This window comes from Microbacterium sp. MYb62, from assembly GCF_002979475.1.
Classification (GTDB): domain Bacteria; phylum Actinomycetota; class Actinomycetes; order Actinomycetales; family Microbacteriaceae; genus Microbacterium.
The window spans coordinates 1-12495 of the sequence record NZ_PCOY01000041.1 but is presented as its reverse complement, the minus strand read 5'-3'; the positions used below and the strand labels follow the sequence as shown (position 1 = coordinate 12495).

Annotated in this window: 11 protein-coding genes; 5 read left to right on the top strand and 6 right to left on the bottom strand. The window is 68.9% G+C overall.

All coding sequences use genetic code 11. The features are described from left to right. The 3 genes from CQ042_RS20045 to CQ042_RS20035 all read right to left on the bottom strand — a co-directional run. Positions 1 to 2408, bottom strand: a 2408-nt coding sequence (locus CQ042_RS20045; protein ID WP_105672201.1) for an excinuclease ABC subunit A, incomplete at its 3' end; no start/stop codon positions are given. Between the two features lie 26 nt (positions 2409 to 2434). Next, positions 2435 to 3736, bottom strand: coding sequence for an aspartate--tRNA(Asn) ligase (gene aspS, locus CQ042_RS20040; RefSeq protein WP_105672200.1), 1302 nt, complete (start codon positions 3734 to 3736; stop codon positions 2435 to 2437). Positions 3737 to 4003: 267 nt separating this feature from the next. Then, the gene (locus CQ042_RS20035; protein WP_105672199.1) at positions 4004 to 5074 is read right to left on the bottom strand and encodes an alkene reductase; all 1071 of its coding nucleotides are present in this window, start codon (positions 5072 to 5074) and stop codon (positions 4004 to 4006) included. 98 nt (positions 5075 to 5172) lie between these two features. Between CQ042_RS20035 and CQ042_RS20030 the strand changes: the two genes are divergently transcribed. Further along, entirely contained in the window at positions 5173 to 5652 is a 480-nt protein-coding gene (locus CQ042_RS20030; RefSeq protein ID WP_105672198.1) for a MarR family winged helix-turn-helix transcriptional regulator, read from the top strand. A gap of 34 nt (positions 5653 to 5686) precedes the next feature. Here CQ042_RS20030 and CQ042_RS20025 read toward each other — a convergent pair whose 3' ends face one another. From CQ042_RS20025 to CQ042_RS20015, 3 genes are all read right to left on the bottom strand, one after another. Continuing rightward, positions 5687 to 6721, bottom strand: coding sequence for a GTP-binding protein (locus CQ042_RS20025; protein ID WP_105672197.1), 1035 nt, complete (start codon positions 6719 to 6721; stop codon positions 5687 to 5689). 118 nt (positions 6722 to 6839) lie between these two features. Continuing rightward, positions 6840 to 8057 carry an MFS transporter gene (locus CQ042_RS20020; protein ID WP_105672196.1) on the bottom strand — a complete coding sequence of 406 codons (1218 nt, stop codon included), beginning with the start codon at positions 8055 to 8057 and terminating at the stop codon, positions 6840 to 6842. A 77-nt stretch (positions 8058 to 8134) separates the two neighbouring features. Then, a complete protein-coding gene (locus CQ042_RS20015) occupies positions 8135 to 8737 on the bottom strand; it encodes a TetR/AcrR family transcriptional regulator (RefSeq protein ID WP_181157652.1) in 603 nt (200 codons plus the stop codon). Between the two features lie 227 nt (positions 8738 to 8964). Here CQ042_RS20015 and CQ042_RS20010 point away from each other — a divergent pair, with 227 nt between their 5' ends. From CQ042_RS20010 to CQ042_RS19995, 4 genes are all read left to right on the top strand, one after another. Beyond that, the gene (locus CQ042_RS20010) at positions 8965 to 9264 is read left to right on the top strand and encodes a DUF1330 domain-containing protein (RefSeq protein WP_105672194.1); all 300 of its coding nucleotides are present in this window, start codon (positions 8965 to 8967) and stop codon (positions 9262 to 9264) included. 127 nt (positions 9265 to 9391) lie between these two features. Further along, entirely contained in the window at positions 9392 to 9841 is a 450-nt protein-coding gene (locus CQ042_RS20005; RefSeq protein WP_181157651.1) for a hypothetical protein, read from the top strand. A gap of 265 nt (positions 9842 to 10106) precedes the next feature. After that, entirely contained in the window at positions 10107 to 10535 is a 429-nt protein-coding gene (locus CQ042_RS20000) for a MarR family winged helix-turn-helix transcriptional regulator (protein ID WP_105672192.1), read from the top strand. A gap of 219 nt (positions 10536 to 10754) precedes the next feature. Next, a complete protein-coding gene (locus CQ042_RS19995; RefSeq protein ID WP_105672191.1) occupies positions 10755 to 12356 on the top strand; it encodes a flotillin family protein in 1602 nt (533 codons plus the stop codon). The last annotated feature ends 139 nt before the right edge of the window (positions 12357 to 12495 follow it).

The following is a 12495-nucleotide window of genomic DNA, read 5'->3' as shown; positions in this document are numbered from 1 at the left end:
ACCTCACTCTGGGCGAAGCCACGCCGGCGCTCTCCGGGGCCGAGGTCGATGACATGATCCGCGTTGACGATCACGTCGAGGTCGTGCTCGATGACGATGACCGTCGCGCCGGCGTCGATGAGTCGTTGGAAGACCCCGAGCAGCACCCGCACGTCCGCCGGATGCAACCCGACACTGGGCTCGTCGAAGACGAAGAGCGTGCCGTGCAGTTCTCGCTCGAGATCGGAGACGAGCTTGAGTCGCTGCGCCTCGCCCCCGGAGAGCGCCGGCGTGGCTTCGCCCAGAGTGAGGTACCCCAGCCCGATCTCTTCGAGGGTCCGCAGACGTGCCTCGACCTTGCGGATGCTCCCGAACACTGAACGAGCCTGCTCGATCGTGAGTGCGAGTGCCTCAGGGAGTGTGACACCCGACAGGCGGATCTCGTCCGCTTCCGGTGCGTACCGCGTGCCGCCGCACGTCGGACAGGGGATGTCGACGTCGGGGAGGAATTGGACGTCGAGGAACACCTGCCCCACGCCGTCGCAGGCAGGACAACGCAGAGCGCCCGTGTTGTAGGAGAAGCTCGACGCCGTGAGCCCCTGTGCCCTGGCCGTCTCGGTATGGGCATAGGCCCGGCGCAGGTCGTCCAGGATTCCCGTGTACGTCGCGACCGTCGACCGGACGTTCCTCCCGATCGGGGCGGCATCGACGACGACGGTGCGGGCGACGCCCCCGGCGTCGATCTCCGCGACATGCGCAGGACGCCCCGCACCGGAGGGCGACGCCGCCAGCGCCGCGGCGAGACTCTCCAGCACCAGGGTGGTCTTGCCCGATCCGGACACCCCGGTCACCGCCGTCAGCCGACGGAGCGGGAAGTCGACGGCGAGCGCATGGAGGGTGAAGTGCGCGGTGGTGCGCAGACGGATGCGTCCGTGGGCGAAGACCTCCTCGGCACCGGCTCGCTCACGGACGACGGCAGGTTCGCGACCGCTCAGGAATCCGCCGATGCGCGACGCGGTGTTCCGCTCCATCGCCGCGACATCCCCCGTCGCGACGATCGACCCGCCACGCGTCCCGGCGTCCGGGCCGACTTCGATCAGCCAGTCGGCATGTCGAAGCACGTCCACATCGTGATCCACCAGCACCACCGAGTTCCCCGTCTCGACGAGACGTCTCACCACGCGAAGCAGCGACTCGATGTTCGCCGGATGCAGACCGATGGAAGGCTCATCCAGCACGTAGAGGATCCCGGTCGCGCTGCTGCGCAGGGCCCGTCCCAGCTGCACACGCTGCAGCTCTCCTGTGGACAGGGTGCGGGACGACCTGTCCAGCGAGAGGTACCCCAACCCGAGTCCGAGAAGCCGGTCCCCCGACGATGCGAAGGCCTCGACGATGCGCTCCGTCATCTCCCGCAGCTCGGGCGGGACGACGGAGGGCAGCCCGCGGACGAACGCAGAGACCTGCTCCAGGCTCCACGCCGAGACGACGTCGATGCTCGAGCCGTGCACGGTCGTGGATCGCGCCCGCGCGTTGAGCCTTGAACCCCCGCAGGACGGACATCCGGCCACGTGCACGAAGCGGTCGAGACGAGCGAGCCCCTTCTCGCTCTGAGCCTTGCGCAGGGCATCCTCGATGACCCGGCCGGCGTTGCGGTACTTCGCGTCGAGCTCGAAGACGTTGCCGTTCTTGCTCGTCACGACCACGGAGCGCGTCGTCTCCTCGCCGTGGAGCACGACGTCGCGCTCGCCATCCGTCAGATCCCGGAAAGGGACGTCCGTCCGCACGCCGAGCGCGGCGACCACCTGCGGGAGCAGACTCGCACCGAACGACCCCCACGCTGCGACGGCCCCCTCGTCGATCGTGAGCGACTCGTCGGGAACGAGGGCCTCGGGGTCGACCTGACGCGTCTCCCCCGTCCCCTCGCAGGTCTCGCACGCCCCTTCCTCGTTGAACGAGAACGCCTCGGCGCCCGGCGCGGAGAACCGCACCCCGCAGGTGGGGCACGTGGCGTGCCCGGTGGAGGCCACGCTCAGCGACGGCGGCACCCGGTGTCCGTTCGGACACTCGTGCGTCCCCACCCGGGAGAAGAGCAGTCGCACGGAGTTGAGAAGCTCCGTCGCCGTCCCGAACGTGCTTCGCACGCCCGGGACGGCCGGACGCTGGTGGAGGGCGATCGCCGCGGGCACGCCCTCCACCGCATCGACGTCCGCTCGGGCTGCCTGCGACAGTCGTCGCCGCGTGTAGGCCGACAGCGCTTCGAGGTAGCGCCGCGACCCCTCCGCGTACAGCACGCCGAGCGCGAGAGAGGACTTTCCCGACCCCGATACGCCGGTCACCGCGACCAGGCGGTGCAGCGGGACATCGACATCCACGTTCTTCAGGTTGTGGACCCGGGCACCGCGGACGACGACTTCCTTGCCCCATTCCATACCCTCACCGTAGAGGAGCCGCGACGTCACGGCGTGAGCCGATGCAGGTCCCGCGGGAAGAGCGTCACCTCCCGGATGTTCGAGGCTTCGAGGAGGCGTGCGACCCATCGTTCGAGTCCGATCGCGAACCCGCCGTGCGGAGGCATCCCGTGCGCGAACGCGTCGAGGTAGGCCGCGTAGGCGGAAGGCGACTCTCCGCGCGCCTCGATCGCGGAGACGTAGTCGGAGTGGCGATGCAGCCGCTGTCCTCCCGTGACGAGTTCCAGCCCGCGGAACAGCAGGTCGAAGCTGTTGCTCCACCGCTCGTCGTCCGGTTGCGGATGCGTGTAGAAGGGGCGCTTGCGCATCGGATACCCCTCGACGGCGAGCACGTCGCTGCCGTATCGCTCCCGCGCCCAGTCGCCCAGAGCCCGCTCGTGCGCGGGCGCGAGGTCGGGTTCATCGTCCGGTGCGCCGACGATGCGCAGGGCGTCGCGGAAATGCACCACCGGGATCTCTTCGGGGATGGCCGGGAGAGCGACGTCGAGGAGGTCGAGGGCGCCGGCGCCCTCGGAGCAGATGCTGTCGAGCATCCCCCCGAGCACCTCGCCGAGCTGCGCCAGCACATCGCGGTGGTCGCGGATGAAGCCGAATTCGACGTCGAGGGACCTGTACTCGGCGAGGTGGCGGACCGTGTCGTGCGGTTCGGCGCGGAACACCGGGCCGACCTCGTAGACGCGTTCGAAGACCCCGACGAGCTGCTGCTTGTAGAACTGCGGACTCTGCGCGAGGTAGGCGGTCTTCCCGAAGTAGTCGACCGGGAACACGTTCGCTCCCGACTCCGTGATCGTGTCGACGATCTTGGGTGTGTGGATCTCCGTGAAGCCGGCAGCGTCGAGGGTGCGGCGGAATCCGCGCAGGCTCGCTGCCGTCAGCTCCCACTTCGCCCGCTGCGCCGGGTGGCGCCAGGTCACGGCCGCGTGGTCGAGGAGCGTCGGCAGCGTGGCGTCGAGCGATGGCCGCCAGAGTTCGACGATCGGAGTCCGGGCGGGCTCGGAGAGCATCTCGATCACGGGCGAGACGACCTCGACCCCGCCGGGTGCCTGAGCGTTCGCCGCGACGACGCCCACGATCCGCACGACGGTCTCCTCGGTGGGGATGCCCTCGGCGGGAATCTCGTCGGGTCGCAGAACGACCTGGGCGAGCCCCGTGCGGTCGCGCAGGATCAGGAACGACACCTTCGCGAGTTCACGACGGCGGTGGACGTGCCCCTCGAGCACGACGTGCTGGCCGGGGACGGCGTCGGCGAGCTGTGCGGCGAGGGTGCGGGCGGGGTCGGGTGATCTCATGATTCCTCCAGGATGTGGAAGCCCTGGAGGTGCGGGCGGGGGCTAGATCGCGGTGCCACCACACCTTCGCCGATGATCACCGGCCTCTCGTCGATCCGCTGGACGCGCGGGCCTCGTCTTCCCGAAGGGCGGGGACGTCACTCCCCGACGATGGCCGCTACCCATCCTATTGACTCTTCCGTCCGCGTGGTGGCGAGCACCGCTCCCGTCTGCCGCCCCACGTCGCGCACTCGCACGCGTCGACGGCAGACGGGAGCAGGACCGAGGCTAGGCGAGCACGGCGTAGTCGGTGTAGCCCTGGTGATCGCCACCGAAGGCCTTGCTGAGATCGGGGGCTGCGAACGGGCCGCCCTGGTGCAGACGATCGACCAGGTCGGGGTTGGCGATGTAAAGCGCGCCGAACGAGACGAGGTCGGCCGTGCCGTCGCTGATCAGGGCGAGCGCGTCGGGTCCGGTCGGCTCACTCCCGGTGAACGGGTTGAGGATGAGCGTGTTCGGCCAGGCCTCCCGCATGCGCAGGACGAGGTCGCGCTGACCCGGGGCCTCCATGACGTGCACGTAGGCGAGATCGAGCGGCGCCAGCTGCGCGATCAGAGAGATGTAGGTGGCCTCCCGATCGTCTTCCCGGATGTCGCCGAGCACCCCGCCGGGCGACAGCCGGATGCCCGTGCGCGCCGAGCCGATCCTCGCGCTCACAGCGCGAGCGACCTCGACGGCGAAGCGGGTACGCCCGGCGACGGAGCCACCCCAGCCGTCCTCGCGCACATTGGCGTTGCTGGCGAGGAACTGCTGCACGAGGTAGCCGTTGGCGCCGTGGATCTCGACGCCGTCGAACCCCGCCTCGATCGCGTTGGCCGCGGCATCCGCGAAGTCGGAGATCGTGGCGTGGATCTCGTCCTCGGTGAGCGCGTGAGGCGTCACGTGCGGCTTCCTGCCGGCGTGCGTGTAGATCTCGCCCGCGGCGGCGACCGCCGAGGGGCCCACCGGGATCATGCCGTCGGGGAGGAGATCGGGGTCGCCGATGCGGCCCACGTGCATCAGCTGGGCGAAGATCCGCCCGCCTTCCTCATGCACGCGATCGGTGACCGTGCGCCACGCCGTGACCTGCTCTGCAGAATGCAGACCCGGAGTGTCGGGGTATCCCTGTCCGACCACGGACGGCTGGGTTCCCTCCGTGACGATCAGACCGGCCGTCGCCCGCTGCGCGTAGTACGTCGCGTTGAGATCGGTCGGCGTCGCACCGGGGCCGTACGCCCTGCTGCGCGTCATCGGCGCCATCACGATGCGGTTCGTCAGCGGGATCCCCGCGAGGTCGTAGGGAGCGTGTGCGGAATTCATAGAGGTTCCTCCGTCGTCGACGGGATGCCCACGCACCCCGACAGTCCACTCATGGGACTGTACATGGAGTGAACTATCGCTGGCGGTACGATATTCCCATGGCGACCGGCGAGACCACGAAGGCGTCCGCAACGACGGCAGACACCGACGTTCCTCGCGGATTCCTCCACCCCCTCGCCCAGCTCACCTCGCTGGTGACGTCGCGCGTGCTGACCCTGGCCGAGCAGAACGGCTTGACTCCCACACAGGCCCGTATCCTCGGCCTGCTCCTGGACGGACCGCAGCGCATGGCCACCATCGCACAGGGGCTCGACATCGAGAAGACAGCGCTGACGGGACTGATCGACCGCGCCGAGGCGAAGGGCCTGGTCGAGCGCACGGCCGTCCCCCACGACCGGCGCGCGACGAACGTCACCGCGACCCCTGCCGGAGAGGCGGCCGCGCGCACGTTCTACGCACAGCTCAACGACACGCTCGAAGCGCTGATCGCCGAGTTGCCTCCACGCGATCGTGAGGCGTTCCGCGCCTATACCGCGACGATCGCCGGCTCGGTCGCCGAGGTCTGCCCGAACGTCTGACGATCCGCGACAGCGGAGAGCGGGCAGGGAGTCGTCAGTCGCTGAGTCGACGGTAGCGTCGCAGTCGCCGCAGTCCGGCGGGGTCCGGACGGTCGGCGTCCGCGTCGGCGACATCCTGCAATCGCCTCTGCGCCGTATCGGGGTCGAGGTGCATTCCGATCGCGACCAACTCGCCCTGGTTCGGCGGCACGGGCAACGCGGCGACATGGATCATCCGCCCGACCACGTTCACCAGGTAGCCACGCTCCGCCTTCGGGCCGTGCACGCGCACCCGTCCCTTGAGTCGGTATGCGCCGTCGGGAGGGTCCTCGAGCAGATCCGTGAGGGCGCCCGGCGCCACCGGACCCGGCAGCGCGACGGACCGGGCACGGGCATGCTCGTGCCCCTCATGCCGTTCTCCCTCCTCACGGACCAGCCGGGCCAAGGGGAGCTCATCGTCAGGCTCCTGATCGGTCGCGGCGTCGAACACGAGCGCAGGATCGACGAGCCCCGCCCGCGCGACGACGACCTGCGCCTGCTGATTGCGCGCGCGAACCCGCTGCCGGATCCGCTCGATCCTGTCCTCTCGTTCGTCATGCGCGAGCAGATCGGTCTTCCCGATCACGATCAGCGTCGCTGCCACATGACGCCGAGGAGGCTCCGGCCAGGTGTCGACGGTACGGAAGTGCTCGACGGCATCGATGACCTCGACGACCCCACCCGGGCGGATCCGCTCGGCACCGCTGAAGCGGATCAGTCGAGTCAGAGCGACGGGGTCGGCGGCGCCGCTGGCCTCCACGAGGATCGCGTCCAGCCGCAATCTCGGATGAGCGAGCCTCTCCAGCGCGTCGTCGAGCCCGCCCGAATCGGGGAGACAGCACAGACATCCGCCCGAGATCGCTGCCGCCTCGTCGATCTGTCCGGTCACGAGCGCCGCGTCCACATTGAGCTCGCCGAAGTCGTTCACCACCACGCCGAGTCGCGCGCCGGGCGCCCGCAGCAGATGATTGAGGAGGCTCGTCTTGCCCGCGCCGAGATGGCCGGTGAGTGCGATGACCGGCACCTTGTCCGCGTCCTGCCCTGCTGTCATGAGAACTCCCACCCACCTCTGCTCACACCCATTCTATTGAGAATGGTTATCAGATAGGCCGCGGGTCCGGCGGCATCGGGAGCGGTGGCGGGCAGGCCGCCGACCGCTCGACTCCGGGCTACGGCGCAGGTGGGACCACCGGTGCCGTCGGGCGACTCAGGAGACCGCTCGGCAGCCGCGCGGATGCGAAGAGCCCGGCGACGAGGATCGCCGCGGCTGTGACGACGAAGGCGACGGCGAAGGAGAACGCCCCGGCGAGGAAGCCGCTGACCGCCGGCCCCGCCATCAGCCCGACGGCGTAGGCGAGGTTGAAGAGCGTGTACGAGCCGCCGATTGCGGGGGGATCGAACTGCTGCCCCTGCAGACCGATGAGAGTCGCGCCCGGCGCGGAGAGGAGAGCCACCGCGACACCGAGGACCACCATTCCGGCGACCACCATCCACAGAGACGGAGCGAAGGCGAGAAGCACGAGACCGACAGCTGCCGCGACGATCCCCGCCAGCACCAGGGGACGGGCATGCACCCGGCCCAGGAGCGAACCCACGACCGGGTTCAGGATCGCCCCCACGATCACGGTCAGCCCGAAGAGCAGGCCGATGCCCAGTGGCGTCGCCCCGAACGTCCGCGTGAGGTGAAGGGGCAGCAGCGGTTCGATCGCGGCGATCATCGCGGCGCTGATCAGCACGACGACGATCACGGGAACGGTGCCGCGCACACGCAGCACCGCGAGCGGGCTCGTGGGCTCATGGGGTGCAGGACGATCGCCACGCACGAACACCAGTCGTGCGATGCCGTCGACGATCGCGAGCGCCGCTGCCAACAGGAACGGGACGACGTGACCGAAGCTCTCGACGAGCAGGCCGCCGATCGGCGGCCCCACGAGGATCCCCAGGCTCACCATGCTCATCGCCATCCCCATCGCGATCCCTCGACGTTCCAGGGGAACGGTCGCGGCGATCAGCGACAGGCTCGCCACCCACGCCAGCCCCGCCGCCGCGCCCTGGAGCACACGCGCCACGAGCAGGAGCCAGTACGGCCCTCCGATCGCGAACAGCAGCGTCGCCCCGGCGAGACCGATCAGCCCGATGAGCATCGGCAGCCGCGGCCCACGTCGATCCACCAGCACACCGGCGATCGGCGTCACGAGCAGCATCGCGGCCGCGTAGCTCGCGAAGAGCATCCCCGTCGCGGTCGGCCCCGCGTCGACCGCCGCGGGAAGAAGGGGCAGCACGGGGATGACGAGGCCGTAGATGAACATGTCGGTGAACAGCGCCACGCATGCGACGATCATGGCCGCCTTCGGTGAGCTGATCTGTCGTAGGCGGTATGCAGGCATGAGAGTGCCCCTTCTGACCCTGCGTGCAGGGTCGTTCGACTATCGCCCGTGGATCGCACGGGCGAGCGGACGGCGGCTCAGACGAGAACGCCGAAGATGGTCGCGCTCGCGAGGAGCTTCGCGTCGGAGGGATCCGCAGGGAGACGACTGCGCTGCGTGGCAGCGGTGAGGGTGAATCCGTGGATCGCGATCAGCACCGCGCTCAGAGCGGTGTCGACATCGAGGCCGCCTCGCAGGTCGGCATCGAGCAACGCGCTGCGGATGCCGTCCTCCCACGACGACATCCCCTCTTCTTTCGCGGCGAGACCTACGGTCAGATCCACCGATTGCGGGGCCACCAGCGTGGAGATGATCGCCAGCTGCCGAAAACGCTCGTCGCCGGCGAGCGCGATCACGTACTCCGCGATGAAACGGAGCAGACGCGCGCCCCCGGAGAGCCGAGCGTCCTCGAGCGCCTCCAGCAACGGCGCCATGGCGTCGGACCACCCTTCGTCGAGAGCCGTGTGGAGCAACGCGCGTTTGTCGGCGAAGTAGTGGTGCACCGCACCCCGGGTGACGCCGGCCCTGCGGCCGACTCCGACGAATGACGTCGCGTCCCACCCGATGTCGGCGAACGACTCCAATGCCGCGTGGAGGATGCTCGCGCGAGTCCTCTGCGCTTCTTCAGCCGTTCGCCTCATGAGCATATGCAACCATGTATGTATAACTTGTCAAACAGTGCCGTAGTCGGTCTTCACCCGAATTCGCGTATCCCGTTGCCGACGTGGCGAATTCGGGTGGCAGGATCAGGACGAACACTGGCCGTCCAGTGCCTGGCAGAACCACCGGGCAGCACCGAGGCTGAGACTCGGGGCACTACGGCGGAGCTCGCGAACCGTGCCACCTGGGCGAGGGATGGAGAAAGTCCGTGGCTGTCTACTGGGTGAATACGTTCACGAGCATCCTCGACGACGAGCGCCTCGGTCGCTACATCGAGATAGCGGGGCCCGCGATGCTCGCTGCGGGCGGCCGCTTCCTCGCGCGGGGTGAACCCCTCGTCGCGCTCGAAGGAGAGTCGGCTTTGCGGACGACGATCATCGAGTTCGCCGACCTCGATGCCGCCGTCGCCGCCTACAACTCACCCGCATATCAGGAAGCGCTCCGCGTCCTGGGCGACGCCGCGACGCGGGAGATCCGCGTCATCGCTGCGGCTCCGCCGGCGGGATGACGACCGAGCCTCCACCGAAGATGCCACGCTTACAGCGGTGGGCCGGAGTGCACGGCCATATCCTGACAGTGTGATCCCGCGCCCACTGCAACCCGACCTCGAGACCGCCGAAGCGCGGCACGACGCTGTGCTGCACGAGCTGCACGCCTACGCGCGACTCGTTGATGAGCACGGCGACGAGAAAGGATCCGCATATGAGTCGATGTCGGCCCGGATCCGACAGATGACGGGAAAAGACACCAGCTCCTTCAACCTCGCGGAATGGTGGGAAGGCGAAGGCGCCGAGGTACTGGCCTTCCGGCTGTCGCTTCCGGACCCCCCGACCGTCACTCTCGGAAGCGACGATATCCGTGCCATCGTGCACTGGCTGAAGACGCCCCGGCTGCCGCGCTCAGGTTCCTTCGCCGAAGATTTCGAGGTCTATCTCGATGACTACTACGACGAACTTCTCCGCAAGAACTGCAGCCGCTATGACCATCGGGTGCTGTTCGGCTCCCGGCGGAGCCCCGACGGTGTGAGGACCGAGATGACGGTGGACGAAGCGGTCGAATGGTTGCTGGCATCCCGGAAGCCGTGAACGATCGTTCTCGGCAAGGCCGGTGGCTTCGCCGTCGATCAGTGCGCGACAGCTTTCGTGAGAACGGACAGGGAACAAACTGCTCCCCGAAACTTCCGTGACCAAACCGTTGCATTCGTTATCTCGCCGTTATACAGTGATCACACGGTGAATGTTTGCTGTGGCATCCACCGCATGTGATTGCAGGACACTCTTGGTGCAAGGGACAAGGGCCGGTCGGGAGCCTCTCCGACCGGCCCTTTACTGTTCCCACTATTCTGTGAGGATGACCGATCGCAAGCTCGCCCTGGAGGCCTGGGAGAGCCTGTTCCGCGCGCAGCACGAGTTGTTCACCGAGATGATGGCCGACTTCGAGCACAGCGACCTCGCGCAGGCCGAGTACGACGTGCTGCTGACCGTCACGCGCTCCCCCGGCATGACCTCGCGGTTGCGCGACATCACCGCGAACATGCTGATCAGCCAGCCCAGCGTCTCGCGTCTCGTCGACCGCATGGTCACCCGCGGGCTCGTCTCGAAGTGCGCCGACCCCGACGATGGGCGCGGTGCGCTGATCCGGGCGACGGATGCCGGGGCACGAGCGTTCCGGGCCCTGGCCACCGTGCACGGACGCTCGATCGCCGACCGCATGTCGCGCCTCGACGACGACGAGCTGCGCACCCTGCGCGACCTCGCGGAGAAGCTCCGCAGCCGCTGACGCCGGCCGCTCGCTCGCGTCTCGTCCTCCGCGTCGGGCGGAGTTCTCCGCGTCGGGCGGACGCCTGGCCGCGAGATCTCCGCCCCACCGTGGGTTCTCCGCCCCGCACGAGGGCCGCGAGAACAGCCCGCTTCCGTTTCTGGCAGGGTGGGATGCGTACGCCTGCACAGCCGCGGGCACGTCAGACCGCCCCCTCGGGGGGAACCAGGGAGGTCATTCATGGAGTTCGCCGGAATCGTCGGAATCCTCGTCATCATCGGCATCGCCGTCGTCGTCGCGGTCGTCGTACTGCTCATCCTGCTGCTGTTCGCACGCAGCTGGATCAAGGTCGCCCGAGCTGACGAGGCCCTCGTCATCTCCGGCCGCAAGCAGAAGGTGCAGACAGCGGTGATCGCGACCGACGGGTCGAGCCGGTCCGAGATGTCGGAGTCGCCCGTCACCGTCATCGTGAACGGCAAGTCGCTCGTCAACCCGATCACGCAGCGCCATGAGATCATCTCGCTGCGCTCGCGCCAGGTCTCCCTGAACGCCGAGGCGCAGTCGCTCGACAGCGTCACCCTGAACGTCGACGGGGTCGCGATCGTGAAGATCGGCTCCGACCCGATCCTGGTCCGCCGTGCCGCCGAGCGCTTCGCCTCGCAGGACAAGGCCATCGAGCAGTTCACGACCGAGCAGCTCGAAGGAGCACTCCGCGGAATCGTCGCCACGCTCTCGGTCGTCGAGCTGATGCGCGAGCGGAAGAAGTTCTCCGATCAGATCGCCGCCGACGTCTCGCAGGAGCTCGCCGAGCAGGGTCTGATCCTCGACTCGTTCCAGATCAAGGGCATCACCGACAAGGTCGGCTACATCCAGTCGCTCGGCGCCCCCGAGATCCAGGCGAAGCGCCAGTCTGCCGAGATCTCGCAGACCAATGCCGACCGTGCGATCAACCAGAAGAACATCGCCAACCAGGAAGCCAACCTGATCGAGCAGACCGCGCTCGACACGAACACGGCCAACTCCGATTCCGGCATCGGTCGTGCCCGTGCCGAGGCCGAGCAGGCCGAGGCCCTGGCACGCGCCCAGGCCGAGCAGGCCGTGCTGCAGCAGCAAGCTGAGAACAAGCAGGCCCAGCTCGACGCCGACATCAAGCGCGTCGCCGACGCCCAGCGGTACGAGGCGGAGACCCGCGCCCAGGCCGAGCTCTACACCCGCGAGCGCGCCGCCGAGGCCGCCGCGATCGAGCAGGTCAAGCAGGCCGAGGCCCGCACCCGCATCGCCGAGCAGCAGGCCCAGGCCGACAAGGCCCGCGCCGATGGTGAAGCAGCCGCGGCGATCGCGAAGGCCAGTGGTGAGGCGAACGCCCTGCGCGCCCAGGCCGAAGCCGAGGCCGAAGCTCGCCGACTGCGCGCCAGTGCCGAAGCCGACGCCATCCGCGCCGAGGGTGATGCCCGCGCCGCGGCGCTCGAGGCAGAGGCCAAGGCCATCGCCTCGAACCAGGACGCCTTCCTCTCGCAGCGCGTGCTCGAGGTGCTGCCGTCGATCATGGCCGAGTTCTCGAAGGGGTACGCGGCGATCGGCAATGTGTCGATCATCGGCGGCTCGGGCCAGGACGGGGCATCGAACGTCGTCGGCGCTGACAGCGCCAAGGCCCTGGCCTCGGTGTTCGACAGCGTCCACTCCGCCACCGGGCTCGACCTCGCCGGCATCATCCAGGGTCAGGCTGTCGGCCGCGGCTTCGGGGCCGGAGTCGCGGAAGCCACGCCTGCGGCGCCCGCACCGCGCGTCTCGACGCCGACCACCCCGCCGCCGCCCGCACCGCCGGCTCCCGCAGCGGAGTAGGCAGCACACGACAGCGGATGCCGCGGCCGATTCGGTCGCGGCATCCGCCGTCCTCCCCCTTCCCCTGCCCGGCCGCCCTGCCCGGGGGCCCTGCCCGGGGGCCCTGCCCGGGGGCCCTGCCCGGGGGCCCTGCCCGGGG